20 protein-coding genes and 1 tRNA gene are annotated in these 15,720 nt (G+C 64.3%); 9 read left to right on the forward strand and 12 right to left on the reverse strand.

Annotated elements, in window-relative coordinates:
* Nucleotides 1–28: 28 nt before the first annotated feature.
* From VGN45_RS01910 to VGN45_RS01940, 7 genes are all read left to right on the forward strand, one after another.
* On the forward strand, nucleotides 29–481 hold the full coding sequence (locus VGN45_RS01910) for a hypothetical protein (RefSeq protein ID WP_327458724.1): 453 nt from the start codon (nucleotides 29–31) through the stop codon (nucleotides 479–481).
* Complete coding sequence (locus VGN45_RS01915) at nucleotides 478–630, forward strand: hypothetical protein (RefSeq protein WP_327458726.1); 153 nt, start codon at nucleotides 478–480, stop codon at nucleotides 628–630. Before VGN45_RS01910 ends, VGN45_RS01915 begins: the two co-directional genes overlap by 4 nt.
* A 61-nt stretch (nucleotides 631–691) precedes the next feature.
* Entirely contained in the window at nucleotides 692–1,561 is an 870-nt protein-coding gene (locus VGN45_RS01920) for a MoxR family ATPase (RefSeq protein ID WP_327458728.1), read from the forward strand.
* Between the two features lie 77 nt (nucleotides 1,562–1,638).
* Complete coding sequence (locus VGN45_RS01925) at nucleotides 1,639–2,409, forward strand: methyltransferase type 11 (RefSeq protein WP_327458730.1); 771 nt, start codon at nucleotides 1,639–1,641, stop codon at nucleotides 2,407–2,409.
* Nucleotides 2,410–2,536: 127 nt separating this feature from the next.
* Complete coding sequence (locus VGN45_RS01930; protein WP_327459252.1) at nucleotides 2,537–3,130, forward strand: HD family hydrolase; 594 nt, start codon at nucleotides 2,537–2,539, stop codon at nucleotides 3,128–3,130.
* A 2-nt stretch (nucleotides 3,131–3,132) separates the two neighbouring features.
* Nucleotides 3,133–4,059 (forward strand): NUDIX hydrolase, encoded by a 927-nt coding sequence (locus VGN45_RS01935; RefSeq protein WP_327458732.1) that lies wholly within the window; start codon nucleotides 3,133–3,135, stop codon nucleotides 4,057–4,059.
* 71 nt (nucleotides 4,060–4,130) lie between these two features.
* A tRNA-Ser gene (locus VGN45_RS01940) sits at nucleotides 4,131–4,220 on the forward strand.
* 471 nt (nucleotides 4,221–4,691) lie between these two features.
* On the opposite strand, the gene VGN45_RS01945 is transcribed toward VGN45_RS01940, so the two are convergent.
* The 6 genes from VGN45_RS01945 to VGN45_RS01970 all read right to left on the reverse strand — a co-directional run bounded on the left by VGN45_RS01945 (nucleotide 4,692) and on the right by VGN45_RS01970 (nucleotide 9,298).
* Entirely contained in the window at nucleotides 4,692–5,282 is a 591-nt protein-coding gene (locus VGN45_RS01945; RefSeq protein ID WP_327458734.1) for a hypothetical protein, read from the reverse strand.
* Between the two features lie 75 nt (nucleotides 5,283–5,357).
* Nucleotides 5,358–6,284 (reverse strand): type II CAAX endopeptidase family protein, encoded by a 927-nt coding sequence (locus tag VGN45_RS01950; RefSeq protein ID WP_327458736.1) that lies wholly within the window; start codon nucleotides 6,282–6,284, stop codon nucleotides 5,358–5,360.
* Between the two features lie 50 nt (nucleotides 6,285–6,334).
* A complete protein-coding gene (locus VGN45_RS01955) occupies nucleotides 6,335–6,745 on the reverse strand; it encodes a cupin domain-containing protein (protein ID WP_327458738.1) in 411 nt (136 codons plus the stop codon).
* Nucleotides 6,712–7,518 carry an AraC family transcriptional regulator gene (locus VGN45_RS01960; RefSeq protein WP_327458740.1) on the reverse strand — a complete coding sequence of 269 codons (807 nt, stop codon included), beginning with the start codon at nucleotides 7,516–7,518 and terminating at the stop codon, nucleotides 6,712–6,714. Before VGN45_RS01960 ends, VGN45_RS01955 begins: the two co-directional genes overlap by 34 nt.
* A gap of 321 nt (nucleotides 7,519–7,839) precedes the next feature.
* Nucleotides 7,840–8,526 (reverse strand): hypothetical protein, encoded by a 687-nt coding sequence (locus tag VGN45_RS01965; RefSeq protein WP_327458742.1) that lies wholly within the window; start codon nucleotides 8,524–8,526, stop codon nucleotides 7,840–7,842.
* Between the two features lie 73 nt (nucleotides 8,527–8,599).
* On the reverse strand, nucleotides 8,600–9,298 hold the full coding sequence (locus VGN45_RS01970; RefSeq protein ID WP_327458744.1) for a class I SAM-dependent methyltransferase: 699 nt from the start codon (nucleotides 9,296–9,298) through the stop codon (nucleotides 8,600–8,602).
* Nucleotides 9,299–10,188: 890 nt separating this feature from the next.
* Between VGN45_RS01970 and VGN45_RS01975 the strand changes: the two genes are divergently transcribed.
* A complete protein-coding gene (locus VGN45_RS01975) occupies nucleotides 10,189–10,794 on the forward strand; it encodes a DUF2306 domain-containing protein (protein WP_327458746.1) in 606 nt (201 codons plus the stop codon).
* A 274-nt stretch (nucleotides 10,795–11,068) separates the two neighbouring features.
* On the opposite strand, the gene VGN45_RS01980 is transcribed toward VGN45_RS01975, so the two are convergent.
* The 3 genes from VGN45_RS01980 to VGN45_RS01990 form a co-directional block, all read right to left on the reverse strand.
* Nucleotides 11,069–11,419 (reverse strand): VOC family protein, encoded by a 351-nt coding sequence (locus VGN45_RS01980; RefSeq protein WP_327459255.1) that lies wholly within the window; start codon nucleotides 11,417–11,419, stop codon nucleotides 11,069–11,071.
* The gene (locus tag VGN45_RS01985) at nucleotides 11,419–11,901 is read right to left on the reverse strand and encodes a GNAT family N-acetyltransferase (RefSeq protein WP_327458748.1); all 483 of its coding nucleotides are present in this window, start codon (nucleotides 11,899–11,901) and stop codon (nucleotides 11,419–11,421) included. Before VGN45_RS01985 ends, VGN45_RS01980 begins: the two co-directional genes overlap by 1 nt.
* A gap of 67 nt (nucleotides 11,902–11,968) precedes the next feature.
* A complete protein-coding gene (locus tag VGN45_RS01990; RefSeq protein WP_327458750.1) occupies nucleotides 11,969–12,661 on the reverse strand; it encodes a class I SAM-dependent methyltransferase in 693 nt (230 codons plus the stop codon).
* Nucleotides 12,662–12,922: 261 nt separating this feature from the next.
* Here VGN45_RS01990 and VGN45_RS01995 point away from each other — a divergent pair, with 261 nt between their 5' ends.
* Nucleotides 12,923–13,675, forward strand: a complete 753-nt coding sequence (locus VGN45_RS01995; protein WP_327458752.1) for a hypothetical protein — start codon at nucleotides 12,923–12,925, stop codon at nucleotides 13,673–13,675.
* 55 nt (nucleotides 13,676–13,730) lie between these two features.
* Here the strand turns inward: VGN45_RS01995 and VGN45_RS02000 are convergent, their stop codons facing one another.
* The 3 genes from VGN45_RS02000 to VGN45_RS02010 form a co-directional block, all read right to left on the reverse strand.
* Entirely contained in the window at nucleotides 13,731–14,465 is a 735-nt protein-coding gene (locus VGN45_RS02000) for a type II CAAX endopeptidase family protein (RefSeq protein ID WP_327458754.1), read from the reverse strand.
* A 298-nt stretch (nucleotides 14,466–14,763) separates the two neighbouring features.
* Nucleotides 14,764–15,336 (reverse strand): hypothetical protein, encoded by a 573-nt coding sequence (locus tag VGN45_RS02005; protein WP_327458756.1) that lies wholly within the window; start codon nucleotides 15,334–15,336, stop codon nucleotides 14,764–14,766.
* Entirely contained in the window at nucleotides 15,326–15,700 is a 375-nt protein-coding gene (locus VGN45_RS02010; protein ID WP_327458758.1) for a PadR family transcriptional regulator, read from the reverse strand. Before VGN45_RS02010 ends, VGN45_RS02005 begins: the two co-directional genes overlap by 11 nt.
* Nucleotides 15,701–15,720: the final 20 nt, after the last annotated feature.

Below are 15,720 nucleotides of genomic sequence, written 5' to 3' on the forward strand. Positions count from 1 at the left end.
CCGTTGTCCTGCTCGACAGGAGGACGTGATGCCCGACATCGACGCACAGGATCAGGCCGAGGTCTTCGACGAGACCCACCTCGACGACGAGGGGGACACCGACATGCTGCTGGACGAGATGGATCCCGTTTTCGACGCCACCCAGGCCGAGGGCGACGCGGACGAGGACGAGGACGATTCCGACGACCCAGACGTCGACGACGACGATCTGGACGAGGTCGACGAAGGCCTGCAGGTCCGCGAAACTCTGGAAGCCGAAGCCGACGCCCTGCTGGCCGAGGCCGAGACGGAAGGCGAAGACGACGGCGAGCCGGACACCGCGCCCGGTGAGGTCGAACTGGTCTATGCTGGCCTGATGGAGGACGAGCGTGGGGCGCAAGCCAGCGCGGCGCATTGGGAATCCAAGCGCCTGGCCGACGACGACATCGCCGACCTGGGCTATGCGCCCGACGAACAAGCTCCGCAGGAGATGCCCCGATGAGCGACGCGCACCCCCAAGACGACCAGAAGCCCGACCAGCTGAAGCCGCACCTGAAGGACGCCGAGGACCGTCAGGAGGCGCTGATCGACGAGGGCGTGGAGGAGACCTTTCCGGCCAGCGATCCCGCGACGCCGAAACGCATCACCTGAACGCTGTTAACCCCGGCGGTTCCGGGCTATCCCAAGGCGAGTCCAAGGGAGAGCCCGCCGCATGGCCGACCGCCGCCGTTTCGAAGGCACGTCCGACTACGTCGCCACCGACGACCTGCGCATGGCGGTGGACGCCGCCGTGGCGCTGGAGCGGCCGCTGCTGATCAAGGGCGAGCCCGGCACCGGCAAGACCGTGCTGGCCTATGAGATCGCCGGGGCCTTCGACGCCCCGCTGATCACCTGGCACGTCAAGTCGACCACCAAGGCGCACAACGGGCTGTACGAATACGACGCCGTCAGCCGCCTGCGGGACTCCCAACTGGGCGAGGCGCGCGTCCACGACGTCCGGAACTATCTGAAGAAGGGCAAGCTGTGGGAGGCGTTCACCTCCGCCGCCCGGCCCGTGCTGCTGATCGACGAGATCGACAAGGCCGACATCGAATTCCCCAACGACCTACTGCAGGAACTCGACCGGATGGAGTTCTACGTCCAGGAGACGGACGAGACGATCCGGGCCGAGGTGCGGCCGATCGTGATCATCACGTCGAACAACGAGAAGGAACTGCCCGACGCCTTCCTGCGGCGCTGCTTCTTCCACTACATCCGCTTTCCCGACGTCGAGACGATGGAGCGGATCGTCGAGGTACACTTCCCCGGCATCAAGAAGCGGCTGGTGGCCGAGGCGCTGAAGACCTTCTACGAGATCCGGGAGACGCCGGGGCTGAAGAAGAAGCCGTCGACGTCGGAGCTGCTGGACTGGCTGAAACTGCTGCTGGTCGACGACGTGGCGCCCGAGACACTGAGGGAAAAGACGCCGGGCAAGCTGGTCCCGCCGCTGCACGGCGCCCTGCTGAAGAACGAGCAGGACGTGCACCTGTTCGAGCGCCTGGCCTTCCTGGCTCGGGGCGAAGGGCGCCGTCCGGGCGCCTGACGGCCACCGCCGTTACCGCGATTTCACTGGATATGGACGCCGATCGGCGCACGATGAGATCAAAGGAAGACCAGCCCATGCGCGTTTCCGCCCGATCCCTGATCCCGCTTCTGGCCGTCGCCGGCCTGGGCCTGGCCGCCTGCGACGGCGAACGGTCGGTGAGCATCACCACCACGGATTCCGAAGACAAGCCGCGCGGCGTGCTGCGCGTGGTGGAAACCCTGCAATGCCCTGAGACCCAAGGGCAGCTGACCCGCAAGGGCGCGGTGACGGACGGCGGCACGGTCTGCACCTATGTGGGCCCGCGCGGCGCGGCGGTGGAACTGAGGCTGATCCGGCTCTCCGGCGAGCCGACGTCGGTGCTGGAAGGTCTGGAGGCCGAACTGCGGCGCGACGTGCGGGGCGGCCCGACCGGCGAGGGGCCGCAGGTGGCCGTCGACGCCGATGGGGATCGCGCCACGGTCCGCATGCCCGGCGTCAGCGTGCACGCCGAGGGCGAAACCGCCGACGTCCGCATCGGCGGGTTCCGCATCGAGGCCAAGGACGACTCGCCACGCGCCGAAGCCACGGCCGATGCCGGGGCCGAGCCCAGCCAGGACTCCGTCAGCGTGCGCGCCGACCAGGGCGGGGCCGAGGTCCGCGTCCGGGCCCAAGGCGACGCCACGCGCGCCAAATGGGTGCTGACCGACTCCGACGAGGCGGCCACCGGGTGGCGGCTGGTCGGCTATGAGGCGCGCGGCCCCCAGGGCGGGCCGCTGGTCGTGGCGCTGGTCCGGTCCAAGGACGACGACAAGGACGCGGCTTTCGAAGACGCCGAGGCGCTGGTGTCTCTGAACGTCGGGGATTGATCCCGGGCCCGCATTGCGTCACCTGACCCGCCGACGTCAGGAAGCCGCCTTGTCCCCCCGCGCCCCCGCCAAGCCCAAGTCCGCAGCCCGATCCTCGCGCAAGCCCGCGCCGCGCGCGTGGCAGCGCATGCTGTCGGGCCGCCGGCTGGACCTGCTGGACCCCTCGCCCTTCGACATCGAGATCGAGGACATCGCCCACGGTCTGGCGCGCGTGGCGCGCTGGAACGGCCAGACGGTGGGGGACCACGCCTTCTCCGTCGCCCAGCACAGCGTGGTGGTGGAAGAGATCGTGGCCCACCTCCGCCCCGGCATCGCGCCGAAATGGCGGCTGGCGGCCCTGCTGCATGACGCATCCGAATACGTGATCGGCGACATGATCTCGCCGTTCAAGGCGGCGCTGGGCGTCAGCTACAAGGATTTCGAGGCGCGTCTGGAGCACGCCATCCACATCCGTTTCGGCCTGCCGGCGAAGAACCCGGTCGAGATCAAGAAGCTGATCAAGGAGGCCGACAAGGCCTGCGCCTTCTTCGAGGCGACGCAACTGGCCGGGTTTTCCGAGGAAGAAGCCCTGGGCTTCTTCGGCGCTCCGCCGCAGGGATACGATCTTCAGATCACTCCACTGAGCGCCATCGAGGCGCAGGCGCGCTACGTCGAGCGCTATCGCATCCTTGCGGAAGCGATGGGCACAGTGGCCGGCGCCGACGCCTGGCACACGGAGTGACGATGTCGGATCAGGGCGTCCGCATCGGCCTGTCCGCCGTGATCATGGCGATCCGCGACGGACGGGCCTGCGTCCTGACCACCACCGGCGGCGACGGCCTGGCCGCCCTGCCCTTCGGCCCGTTCGACCCCGTCCGCGACCGCACCTTCGAGCGCGCCCTGCGAGACTTCGTGACGGCGCAGACGGGCTTCCGTCTGGGGTTCGTCGAGCAGCTCTACACCTTCGGCGACGCGGGGCGCGCCAGTCCTCGCGCCACGCCGGGGCCGACGGGCGCGCGGGAGGTCTCCGTCGGCTATCTGGCCCTGACCGCCGAGGCGGCGGACCCTCCGGGATCCGCCCGCTGGACCCCGGTCCTAGACTTCTTTCCGTGGGAGGATCGGCGCGGCGGCGCGCCCGCCGTCCAGACCGCGATCGACGCCGCCCTGGCCCTGTGGGCCGAGGACGACGCGAAACGGCGCGCGCGGATCGAGGCCCTGTTCGCGGGCGGCGAGGCCCGCTGGTCCGAGGCGCGGGTGCTGGAACGCTATGAGCTGCTCTACGAAGCCGGCGTCGTCGCCGAGGCAGTCCGCGACGCCGAACGCGCGGCGCCGCCAAACGCGCCGGGCCGGCCCATGGCGTCGGACCACCGGCGCATCCTCGCGACCGGGCTGGGACGGCTGCGGTCCAAGCTGAGATACCGCCCCGTTTTGCTCGACCTGACGCCGCCGACCTTCACCCTGTCTCAGCTGCAGGCGGCCGCCGAGGCGGTGACGGGCGTCGCCTTGCACAAGCAGAACTTCAGACGCGGCGTCGAACGGACGAGCCTGGTCGCCCCGACGGGCGGGTTCTCGACGGGCACGGGCGGCCGTCCCGCCGCCCTGTTCCGGGCCACGGGCGTCGATCCCACCGACGGCCAGGCGCCAGGCCTGCCCCTGCCCGCGCTCAGATGACGGAGCCCCTTGCGGCCGGGCGCGGCGCCGACTAGAGAAGCCGTCCTTCAACCGAACGCTTTCGGCCCCGCGGAGAGGTGGCAGAGTGGTTGAATGTACCGCACTCGAAATGCGGCGTGCCTTTACGGGTACCGGGGGTTCGAATCCCCCCCTCTCCGCCAGTCACTCATTCGATAAACAGCAGTCACCCTGACACAGGGGAATCTGGCCGAGATTTCCAGACGTTGTCCGACGTCGGAGACGGATGCCCCGTCTCTACCCACCTGATCTGATCCGAAACCCCAACTGTTGGACGGCCGCGTCTCCGCTTCCGCGGAGCCGGGTCCTTTTGCGTTTACAGGGACTCTACAGGGAACTGCCGACGCTCGACGACGTCTGGAAATCGTCCCCTGCTTTGCCAAAATCAATGCCTGCCGGTGTTTACGGCTCGCGATGATGGCCAAGCCCGTGTCAGGAACAGGGAATTTCCGACCCAGGATCAGGGAAGCAGTTGCAGCGATCAGGGAAGCTCCTGGGTGGCAGCGCTTAAGCGTAAAGGCAACGCTGCTCTTCCCAGTCCAAGGGCATCTCAGTCCGGGTCACGGCTTCGAGCGTAAGACCGGCCGGCTGCTTGCCATCGAGGATCGCGGCCTTCAGGTTCGGGCAAGGAATGCCAGCCTGATCATTCTCCGAGCGTAAGCTGGCGTCACGCCTTCCCTCTCGGCGACAACGTTCAGGCCCTCGACTTCCCCGGAAACGATCTGACGCTTCCACGCTTCGGCTCGGATGAGAGCGGCGCTGAGGGCGGGGTCGATGAAGGCCTTTTGGATCGCAGGCTGGCCGTTCGGTCCGACGGCGATCCGAGCGCCGCCGCGTCTCACCATCCGCGCCTTGATCGAGATGAGCCAGTTGTCGCCGCGAGGTTCCAAGGCGTCCAGGGCAAGGCGGGTACGGTCGTCCAGATGCTTGGTCGCCTCGAGCACACTGGCGTGGTCAAGCTCGACGAGGAGACCGTCGGCGACCACCTCGACCTTTTCAATGAGATCGCGAGCCACGGGCCGAGCAGGCGCGTCTGCCGCATCGCTGGCCAGCCAGCCAAGGCCTTTCAGCCGGTTGGGGATCAACTCCTCGACCACCGGAGCCGACACTCGGGGGACGGCGCCTGCCGTTGTTTTCGAGCCCAGCTGCACGGCCGTCGAGGCGTAGTAGCGGTAGGCGGGCTTGTTCTTCTGGGCCGTCGTCACCGGCGACATCCGGTTGCCGGCTGAGTCGAAAATCAGGCCGGTTTACACCACGGTCGCATGAGATTGGCCGCGTCGCTAAATCTGCGCGCCCGAAGGCTTGTTGTGATCCGCTTTGCCGTCCTTCGGCTTTCGGGCGATGCGCCACGCAAAGAAGATGATGCCGCAGACAAGGAACAGCGTGCAGATGACGCTTCCCTCCGGGCCCTGCTCGCCCCCGGTCAAAAAGCCAGGTCCGGCCGGGACCAGCGACACCGCGAGCGCAGGCACGCCCGCGTCGAGGCCTGTGACCGGCACCTCAAAGCCGGTGGCCAGTAACCAGTTCCATCCAGCGTGCCATCCCATGGCGCCCCAGATATTGTTGGAGTAGATCGACCAAGCGCTAAGGAAGGAAGCAAAAAGCAGGATATTGACGGTGACGATCCAGGTATTTTCTCGGGACGAATGAAGCAGCGTGAACAAAAGCGACGACAACACGACGGCCCAGATGAGGTTCATGCGGCGCGTGATGGCAGACGTGAGCCATCCACGGAAAATGATCTCTTCGATGCTTGCTTGAACGATGAAGGATACGAAGAGTCCGGCGATCGCGACGAGCGCCCCGGGGGACTGCAAGGCCGGGAACAGTGCGCCGGGTTCGTAGGCACCCGCCCACCAGATACAGGCGACCACCGCCGACGCCATGACGAGACCACCAACCAGGCCGCGTGAGAATCCGGCCGCCCCACCTCCTCTCGTAAGACCGATTGTGCCGGCATTCCGCCGCTCAACAAAGGCGATCCACGCTGCAACGGCCAGCATCCAGGCGATGAAGGACACGAGCAGCACCGCCATGAGGCCTTGGGCGCCGACGGGTTCGCCAGTTGGATCCACGTAGGGCTCAAGGATGAGTCCGGCCGGAATCTCCGTGACGAGTGCGAGGGCCAGGCAGACGACGGGAGCGAGAAGACCCCACGGAAGCCAGCCGCGGGCCGGGGAGGTGCTGTAGATGGTTTTCAGGTTCATACGTGAAGACTGAAGCTGGCCGCAGGCCAGTGATAGAACGATCGTGACCTTCACACCCATTGACGCGGAGCGGCGGTTTCGGGGTCGCCGCTGTTGGGCGTGCCCGAAGGCTCGATTAGCAAGAGCTCCACTTCGCGTCTCGCGTGCGGGCGGTGTTCCGTGCCCCTCGGCACGATGAAGAGATCGCCCGGGCGAAGTGTGACGCTGCGGTCGCGGAGCTCTATTTCAAGTTCACCGTTCAGAACCAAGAACAGTTCGTCCGTGTCAACGTGCCTGTGCCAAGTGTACTGGCCCAAGAGCTTGACGACCATGACGTCATAGTCGTTGAGCGTCGCCACCGTTCGAGGCGCCCAGTGGTCCGAGAACATGGCCAGTTTCTGCAGGAGACGGACTTTATCCTTCATATCATGCAGACTGACGGCGCGCCTTATGCAGGTCTTGAACGATTGAGCCGTCGCCATTGCGCCGGCGTCAGGCCGTAGGCGCTCCGAAAGTGCCGCGTCAGGTGGCTCTGGTCGGCGAATCCGGTGGCAGCGGCGATTTCCGCAAGCGGGGTTGCGCCGTTCATCAAGGCGCGGGCGGCGTCGAGGCGACGGAAGATCAGGTAGCGATATGGACTGACGCCCAGCAGCGCTCGGAACCCGCGCGAGAGCTGCCAGCGATCCTGTCCGCTGACGCGTTCAAGATCATCGAGTCGGACATTGGTGTCCGGATGGGCGTCAACGAATGCGCGCGCCAACGCCACCGCCTGGATGTCGACGCGCCCTTGATGCTTCTGTTCACTCCCAAGCTCTGACAGCGCCTCCGCGAGGTCGAGCATGGCCTGATCGTATTCTAAGCCACCGAGCGCCCGGTTGAGGTCGCCAATGAGGGCCGTGGCGGCCGCCTGAAGCCGACGGTCGTCAGACACGCCCTCGGCAAGGAAGGGAAGTGCGCCGCCGCCGAGCGCCTTCTGGAGCTCCGATGGTGCGACACTCGCGCTACGGTACCGGAACTGTCGCCCATCCCCGGCGTGACCGTCATGAAGCTCATCCGGATGGAGAACGACGATCTGACCCGGCAGCGAATGACGCCGCGATCCACGGTAGGAAAAGCTCTGGACCCCCGTGACGGTTATGGCGATGGCGTATGTATCGTGCCGATGTGGACCGTAGGCTGCTCCCTCTAGGCAAGCTTCAAACCGCTCGAATTCGCCGGGCGCCCTGACGATCCAGCTATTCCGGTCAAGCGACATGCCGCTCCAACCCTTCTGGAGACGTCGATCCTTGAATATGCGAGCGGATCAAGCGCAGAATTAAATCGTCCTGCAGCAGCTCTTTCGGCCCGATGCCGTATCGGGCAGGCCTCCAACAACAGCGCGTAAAGTCATTGGTCGGCGCCCTTAGCCTTGGTGAACCTGGACCCGGCCAGCGAGAAAGCGGCGAGGAGGCTCGCCCTTGAGGGAGGAGCGACCATTTGTGCAGAGCGTCACCGAAGTGATCACAAGAAACGAGGTGGTCCGCACGGCGCTGAGCCAGTTGGCCTCCAAACGTCGCGATCGGCCCCGGGAGCGCTTTCATTCTGAAGGCGTCATCCCCGAACAGTCGCCGCCCAGCCTCTGGACCATCGGGCCCGCGGAGTAGCCGAGTTCCATGCGCGTCTGCTTGTCGATGAGGTACTCGGTCGTCATCCGGCCTCCGTCAGTGGCTCGAAGAACCCAGGCCTCGGTGGTTCCGGCCGGGCCTTCCACCGTCCGGCTTCCCGTGACGGTCACGGTGAAAGCTCCAAACCCCTTGTCATACTGCCAGACCGGAACAATCAGCTCGGCGCCTTCGGCCAGAGGCAAGGCGCTGAAGGTCAGGCCCCACAGGTTGCCGTCCCAGACCGGTCGATCAAGAGCGACATCGATGTCGGTGCGCGTTTCGCCGAGCGTCTTGGATCCACGGACCCGGTCGGCCCCGTACACGAGGTGCACCTCCTGGCCGGGCATGGTGCTGGAGGCTGCCCGCACGCTGTCGTATCGGATCGGGCGCATGTCGACGGCATCCACTTGGATCCGATCGCGCATGTCGAAGTTCCAGGCGTCGGCCTTCTGATGAATGGAAATTTCCCAGACGCGGCGACCGTCCACGACGGCCTCTCGGACCGTCTGGCGGGTCGCGCCGACGACGCGATCCTGTACGACGAGCGCGTAACAAGCGTCGCCCTGCATCAGCAGAGCTCCGTCGGGGTCCTGGCCGGACGTGAAGGCCAGCAGAGCCAAGGCAGTGATCGGAGTCATTCCAAGGTTCCTTAGAGTGGCGGTCGGGATCTCGAGCCGCCGGCGGAAAAGAGAGTCAGCGCCCGTCAGATCGCGCCCAAGCGACGATGAAGGCGCGATGATCGTTACCTCTCGTCGAATGGTTGACGATGGTCAGGATCTCGAATCCGGCTGAGCTGATGTGACGGCAAGGCTGCCTCTGTCCGAATACCCTCACGAAGGGAGCCGCCGCGATCGCCCGCATCATGGGCAGCAGGAGCCATCGGATCAGCGGGTACATGTCCTCCAGACAGGACGTCTTGGAGATGAACAGACCCCTGGCGATGAGAAGGTCGTTTATTCGCCGCAGCATAGCCGGCAGGTCCCTGACCAAGTGCAGGTAGTTAAATGCCAAAACCGCTTGGTATCGCTTCCCCTCCGCCTCGGTTTCCGCGGTTCCAGTTCGGAAGACGAGCCCGGGGACGGCGTCCACGGCCATCTTCTCTTGGGCGATTGCGATCATTCCAGCGGAGACGTCCGTCGCATGGTAGCTTCGAACGCCACCAGCGAGCCGAAGCGCCGTGCTGCCGGTCCCGCAACCCAGTTCTAGGACCTCATCATCCGGCTTCAGCAGCTCTCGCGTACGATAGATCGTGCGCTCATAGCCTGCCTGGTCGGCGATAGTGCTTTGAGCGTACTTGCGAGATGTTCTGCCCCAGAAGCGAGCGTCGCTCGCCGCAGCCGCTCCTGATAAATCTCGAGCGGACGGTCTCAACATTTTTTCATACCAGTACACCGGCCACTTCCTCTTGTGCGCGGAAGTGCGATCGCTTGATTAGGAGGAAAGGGTTCGGTGCTGTTTCAGCCTTGCGATTTAGTTTGGATGTTCGTCGATTGGCCAGCGGTCGGACCCGCGCCCGCCGATCTTACCAAGCCCGCGAAAGCAACATCGAGAACTGTTCTTGAACTGGCGGGCTCCGCGGTCGTCGAGTGAGGGCGCAGTCTCATGCGGACACCATATTCGGCTCAGAAGAGATGCTGTGGGTGATCGGGATGCGGGGCGACTTCGCAGACTGTGCGGCCTGCAATCACGCCCCCTCACGTCCCACAGTATTGCCGTAGCGGTATCACATATTGGGCAACCCACATCTGCGCAGTTTTGCAGCTGTGATATGCGAGAACGTTCATGGCGCGACCACCGATCACCCACATAGACTAGCTGGCCGGGACTGATGAGGTCACTGGGCCGTGCCGAAAGTCACGGCTGGCCGGGGTGCTGTCAACTTAACCGGCAAGTAATCGTCGAACGAGTGCGCGTGCGGTCCCGCAATTTGATTTCAAAACAGATGCTTGGGCGAACGTCACTGGTGCTAGCAAAGCATGTGGCCATCCGGTTGGGCGCAAAGCGCTCCAAGTCCACACGATCGAAATCATTATCCGTTTGGTCCCGCCGCGCCTCTAATCGCCCGTTAAGTTGACGGCGCCGTCTGACGGAGGAGCCACGCAAGCGCACGCAATCTCAGGTCGCTCGCCACTGCGATTGTGCCATACGTTTTCGTATAACTCTCACAGCACTATGGGCGTGTTGTGGCTTGGCTGATCGCTCTACTGCATGTGCCCTCCGCAATGGCACAGTCTCCCATGTTCCGCTTTTTGGCGTCGCCCCTCGCCCTCATCTTGGGCCTGATGATCATCTCGGCCATCCCAGTGCTGACAGCGCTGGTTGATGCCCTCCAGATTTCGTCCGGATTTTACCCCCACGACAGCCCTCACCTAGCGGTCGCTCCGATCTCGTGGTTGGCCCATGCTTGGGCAGGCGTCGCGTTTGGGGTCTGCGGGCCCCTACAGTTCGTGCGAGCGCTCAAAGGCGGCTTTGGAATGCTGCATCGAACGGCGGGCTGGATCTTCGTCCTTTCCGGCGCCGCCCTCGCCCTGTCGGGCATTTCGCTCCTCCTTCAGGTGACGCCACAGCGCACCGCAATCATCGACGTCGGCCGCGGCATTTTCGGGCTGGCCCTGTTGCTCACTCTCTTTCTCGCCGTCGTGGCAATCCGGAAGCGAGATGTCCTAAGTCACCGAGCCTGGGTCATACGCGCCTATGCTGTCGGAATGGGATTGGGGACCGCGTCGCTCGTTTTCTTCCCGATCTACCTGGTTACGGGGCACGCGCCGACGGGGTTTGGCGCCGACGCGCTTTTCGTCGGCTCGTGGGCCCTGAACATCGGTCTCGCCGAAGCGATCGTTCGCAATCTCCGAACGACAGCGAAGGGATCAACCCGTGCGGCTGGGTAGTGCTGTTAACTGAACCTGCGCGCATCGCCGCGCTTAGCGACCTCGGTCACGGTGCCACAGGATGGTGTCAACCCACGGCCAAGTGAGGGGGGTGACGGGATCATGCGTCCAGATATTTCACTTGTGTAGCTTGGGCGAGTCTGCGGCCGACGCGATGCCGCTAGCGTCGGCCGCACCACTGCTGCTCACTTAAGCATGTGTTTTAAAGATAAACGTCGACTGCGATCAAATCGATCGCCGATTTCTTGCCGGTTAAGTTCATAGCACCGTGCTGTCAATCTGACGAATTGATCTCGATCAGATTGCCGGAGGGGTCTTTGACCATGAGTTTGCCACGATGACCACGGGCAGGCACGGTGCAGTGGACCAAAGGAATGCCGACCTCTATCACTCGGGCGTGAATGACCTTCCAGTCCGCGATCGAGACCACGTGACCGAAATGCATTTCCGTCCTCGCTTCGATGGTCATGGCGGAGTCTTTGCGTTCGTGAAACGTCAGCTGCGCTTCGAATACACGCACATTAGAGACCCCATCGCGCAGCGGCTGCACCGTCGCCCCGAACGTATCTTGATAAAAAAGCTCGCATGCATTCAGGTCTGCAACGGGCAACGACAGATGAAACATCACTTACTTGGTTTATATTTTGTTGATTTGGAGAAGTGAAAGCCCAGAATTTCGTATCGTTGTCGAAAATAGAATCGATGAGCATCCAACCGCACCGTGGCAGAGTTCAGAGTCACTGTATTGCAGCCCAAACCGAGCGCCTTTTCCTCCAACCAGTCGAGAAGCGTGGCACCGTGTCCTTGGGAACGGCATTCGGGGTCGGTGACCAGGTCATCGATCTCAAATCTCAACCCGCAATAGGTCGTCCGGAACATGCGCCAGACAGCCAAAGACCTTACGGCATCGCCATCATGGAGTTGAACGACGCCCCCACCCGCAGAAGCAATCTCGGTCATCAGAGCTGCGTAATCGCCGCCCATGTCGGGGCGAAACAGGCGATGCAACCGTTCGCCCTCGAGAAGCGCAAATCTTCGGGCGCCGGGATCGCCCAGCGGCACGAGCGCTCCCTTGGCATCTATTCGGGCTACGGGGTCAGTCTTCAATCGCGGGCTTCCTGATGTCTGGCGAACCTGGCGCCGGACACGGTGGTCAGAAACTTTCGCACGGCATTCATTCTGGGCCATGTCGCGCGGCCCTTGAGTCGACGAATGGTTCGACCCCGGGGAATCCGGCGCGCGCCACGATGAAGGGACGGTTGTCGTTACCCTTGGTGGCGTGGATCTCGACGGTCATGATTTCGAAGCCCGCCGACCGCAGGTGACGGCACAACTCCCTCTGGCCTAGGACCAGCACGTGCGGGGCGTTGCCGGTCGCCCGCATGGCAGGCAGCAGAACCCACCTGATGAGAGGGTTCATGTCTGCCAGACAGGGCGTTTTGGAGATGAAAAGACCCCCAGGGACGAGTAGGCCCTTTATGCGCCGAAGCGTCGTCGGCAAATCTCGAACCAGGTGCATGTAGTTGAAACCCAACACCGCCTGATGGCGGGTATCGCCCCCCTCGGTCTCGACGGTCCCTTTGCGGAACACGAGACCGGAGACAGCGGTGGCGGCCAGCTTTTCGTTCGCGATCCCGATCATCCCGGCGGACACGTCCGTCGCGACGTAATTCTGAACCTCGCCGGCGAGCCGAAGGGCTGTGCTGCCGGTCCCGCAACCCAGCTCGAGCACCCGGTCGTCAGGTCTAAGCAGAGCTCTCGTCAGTTCCACCGTCCGCTCGTATCCGGCTTGATCACCGATACGAGTTTGGGCGTATCGGAGCGAAATTCTATCCCAGAACCGCGCGTCACTGGTTTCAGACGTCATGGATCGCTCCTGTGACACGGCCGTAACACGCGTCCAGAGCAGGTGAACCTGCCGCCCCATGCAGCTCTGATATGCGTAAGCGTATGGCGCGTGGTTTCCATCGGAGCGCTAAGCTACGTCGAGACCGTACCGGCTCCGACCGCAGCTCGTTGACCACTCATGTCGATCGTGTCGGCGCGGCGTCCAACGGCAAGAGGCGGCCCCTGACGCTTTGTGAGAAGCCCTGGGGCGATCGGTCTTCTGTCTGAAGAAGGGAGTGCGATGCGGCTGCATGAGTGGATGATGATCGCGGCGGCGACGGTGGTCTCGGGAATCTGCCTTGATGCGTCCCCCGCACACGCCCAAGGGTGCCCGCCTGGATTCTACGCCACGGGCGGTGGAAACGCCGGTTGGGTCGGTTGCGCTCCGGTTGGACCGATCGAGGAAGAGGAGGCCCCCGAGGAGTTTGCCGGCGAAGGCTACGGCGGCGGCCTGCCGCCCATGAGATACGATCCCGAGCAGACCCGCATGTGGGCCGAAGCCTCGATTCGAGCCGACGCCTATCGGGAAAGCGAACGGATGAAGGATCCGGTCTATCGGCGACTGAGCGAAGGCTATTGGGAGCACTTCGAGTTCGAGTCGGGCGACCCTTGGCAAACCTGCATTGCCACGTTCCTGACCCCCCGCGGCGGCGTGGTGCTGATGGATTGGACCGGCGACAATCCCGGCACCTTCATCGCCTTCTTCGGAGGCGCGATCGGCTCCGTGGATCGCATCGAGCGTCTTCGCGTGACCCTGATCCAGTCAGGGGAGGAACAGACCGTCGAGGCTTTCCACGCGCCGTTTCCGTGGGAGCCGCAGCTCGGCATGGTGATGTTCGCCGTGCCCTCCACGGCGGCTCTCCTGGACAACATCGAGGCCGTTCAGGATTTCGAGGTGAAGCTGGTCGACCAGACGCTGGTCTGGGGCGAGTGGCACAGCGGCGACGCGGCCCGCGAGCGACTGGCGGCCTGCGTGCGACGCCGCAGCTCGTAAGACGCGGCGAGCGCCCGTCTTCTCGTGAAGACGGGCCACTCCCCGGTCGAGCCGATCAGTCCGGATCACGGCGAAGGCTGGCCCAGCACATGAGGCCGACGATGAGCCCGAGCACCGTGCGAAGGATGTCGACGTAGATGATCCCCACGGAAAGCTGCAGATTGTCGATCACGCCCTGCTGGATGGAGTTCAGTGCGGCATGTCCCAAAGCCGCCGGCCAGAAGCTGCCGGACCGGATGGTCAGCCAGCCGAAGAAGAAGGACAGCCCTAGCGTCTGGAGCGGGAAAAGGACGAAGGCGCCCAGCACCGGATAGTTCGGGAAGTTGTATCCCGCCAACAGTGCCGGCAAGTGCCAGATCGACCAGATGAAGGACAAGATCAGAATGCCGCGGATGACGCCGGCGCGGCGGGTCAAATGCCCTTGCAGAAATCCGCGCCAGGCGAACTCCTCGCCAACCGTCACCCCGAGGGTGACCACAGAGAAGACCACGGCGGTCGCCGCCACGTTCGCTGCGAAAAGAGGCCATATCTGGAAACCCTCGCCCAGCACCCACGGGCCTTCACTGATCACAACGCCACTCGTCGTGAATGCGAACCATCCGGAGGTCGCGGCGCCCACCCCGATCAGAATCGCCAGCATCGCGAACGCCAGAAGGGTCGGCACTACGACGGCGACGGGGAGATAGCGGACACGCCCAAGTTTCCACAGTAATCCGGATCGCGCTGCGCGATTGAAGGCGATGAACCCGAGGGCGATCACGGTCGGCGACCACATCAGGACCATGAACATCAGGACGGTCTGCGGGCTGTTCAGCCCCCAAGCCTGAAGAGCGAAAAGCTGAAGCGCCCAGGACACGGCCAGAGCCAGTCCGACGTACAGGGCGATCGACGCCCAGCTCATCGAAAGGGGTGCAGGCTCGAACGTGACGGTCGAGCAGTGTTGAGAAGTGGGAGGCGCAGGCGTGCGGCCCGTCCCAGATGGCATCCGGGAAGGCGGTCCACGATCAGGAGTGGGGGTCGTCAGCCGCAGCGCGGCGGGCGAGAGGTCTGACCGGAGGCGTCGGGGTGAACGCCGGATCAGAACCCGTTCACGACAAGCTTGCGGGAGGCAGGTGAGACCGCGTCGTCAGTCGTGGTACCACCAAGGACAGCAGCAGTCGGGCCGCGATCACGACCAGGGTCAAAAACACGGCGACGCCGGGGAAAAGCCAGGCCCCGAGAAGCTCCCGGGCGGTCGACGGATCGTCGATGACGCCCACGAAAGCCACGCCCGGCCCCAGCCAAAGACCCGCGTGAACCGGGTCGAAAATCTTCAGCGCGACCGTGAGGACCGCCACGGATGCGAGCACGGCGAGCAGGACGAGGGCCAGCAGCGCCGAGGCTGCGACGACGCTTCTGTGCGCACGATTGACCACGAAGCGGGCTAGGGCGCCGGCCTTCTGGGATCCCAAGGCCTCGTAAGCCTCGATCTCGTCGACGAAGCACCGCGCATGACGCTCCGCCGGGCCGAAGTCGAGCAGCACGTCACGCACTGAAGCGCCGGCCGCGACCCGATCTTCGACGGCTTCCTTGACGATGTCGGCGCGCTCAGACTCCGACAGATGGCTGAGCGCCCACCCAAGGCGGCTGAGCCAATGATCCAGCTCCCGTTCATCCGTCATGTCTCGCCCTCCGCGCGAGGAATTGATCGAGCCGCGACGAGATTTCGGACCAGGCGGCCAGTTGCGCCCGCAGTTCCTCCCGTCCCGCCGCGGTGACGGCGTAGTATTTCCGCGGCCGTCCGTTATCTGGGTCGATGCGCCACTCGGCGGCCGTCCATCCGGATTTCTCCAGACGATGGAGCAAGGGATACACGGCCCCCTCGGCCAGTTGCAGGCCCGCATCGCGACGCAGGCGCTCCAGGATGTCCAGACCGTAGCAGGCCTGTTCGTCCAGCAAGCTCAGCAACGCCAGCTCAGCCAGGCCCTTCAGCATCTGGCTGCGAGGGCCGCCCACGGCTTCGTCGATTTTGGCTTTCGATGACATCTTGTATTGCAAGATATCAT

Origin of the sequence: Brevundimonas sp., assembly GCF_035999125.1 — a bacterium.
Lineage (GTDB): Bacteria > Pseudomonadota > Alphaproteobacteria > Caulobacterales > Caulobacteraceae > Brevundimonas.

What these genes read in the sequence shown, in the direction of transcription:
- VGN45_RS01910 (WP_327458724.1), top strand. Translation starts at nt 29, where the DNA reads ATGCCCGACATCGACGCACAGGATCAGGCCGAGGTCTTCGACGAGACC.
- VGN45_RS01915 (WP_327458726.1), top strand. Translation starts at nt 478, where the DNA reads ATGAGCGACGCGCACCCCCAAGACGACCAGAAGCCCGACCAGCTGAAG.
- VGN45_RS01920 (WP_327458728.1), top strand. Translation starts at nt 692, where the DNA reads ATGGCCGACCGCCGCCGTTTCGAAGGCACGTCCGACTACGTCGCCACC.
- VGN45_RS01925 (WP_327458730.1), top strand. Translation starts at nt 1,639, where the DNA reads ATGCGCGTTTCCGCCCGATCCCTGATCCCGCTTCTGGCCGTCGCCGGC.
- VGN45_RS01930 (WP_327459252.1), top strand. Translation starts at nt 2,537, where the DNA reads ATGCTGTCGGGCCGCCGGCTGGACCTGCTGGACCCCTCGCCCTTCGAC.
- VGN45_RS01935 (WP_327458732.1), top strand. Translation starts at nt 3,133, where the DNA reads ATGTCGGATCAGGGCGTCCGCATCGGCCTGTCCGCCGTGATCATGGCG.
- VGN45_RS01950 (WP_327458736.1), bottom strand. Translation starts at nt 6,284, where the DNA reads ATGAACCTGAAAACCATCTACAGCACCTCCCCGGCCCGCGGCTGGCTT.
- VGN45_RS01955 (WP_327458738.1), bottom strand. Translation starts at nt 6,745, where the DNA reads ATGGCGACGGCTCAATCGTTCAAGACCTGCATAAGGCGCGCCGTCAGT.
- VGN45_RS01960 (WP_327458740.1), bottom strand. Translation starts at nt 7,518, where the DNA reads ATGTCGCTTGACCGGAATAGCTGGATCGTCAGGGCGCCCGGCGAATTC.
- VGN45_RS01975 (WP_327458746.1), top strand. Translation starts at nt 10,189, where the DNA reads ATGATCATCTCGGCCATCCCAGTGCTGACAGCGCTGGTTGATGCCCTC.
- VGN45_RS01980 (WP_327459255.1), bottom strand. Translation starts at nt 11,419, where the DNA reads ATGTTTCATCTGTCGTTGCCCGTTGCAGACCTGAATGCATGCGAGCTT.
- VGN45_RS01990 (WP_327458750.1), bottom strand. Translation starts at nt 12,661, where the DNA reads ATGACGTCTGAAACCAGTGACGCGCGGTTCTGGGATAGAATTTCGCTC.
- VGN45_RS01995 (WP_327458752.1), top strand. Translation starts at nt 12,923, where the DNA reads ATGCGGCTGCATGAGTGGATGATGATCGCGGCGGCGACGGTGGTCTCG.
- VGN45_RS02000 (WP_327458754.1), bottom strand. Translation starts at nt 14,465, where the DNA reads ATGTTCATGGTCCTGATGTGGTCGCCGACCGTGATCGCCCTCGGGTTC.
- VGN45_RS02005 (WP_327458756.1), bottom strand. Translation starts at nt 15,336, where the DNA reads ATGACGGATGAACGGGAGCTGGATCATTGGCTCAGCCGCCTTGGGTGG.
- VGN45_RS02010 (WP_327458758.1), bottom strand. Translation starts at nt 15,700, where the DNA reads ATGTCATCGAAAGCCAAAATCGACGAAGCCGTGGGCGGCCCTCGCAGC.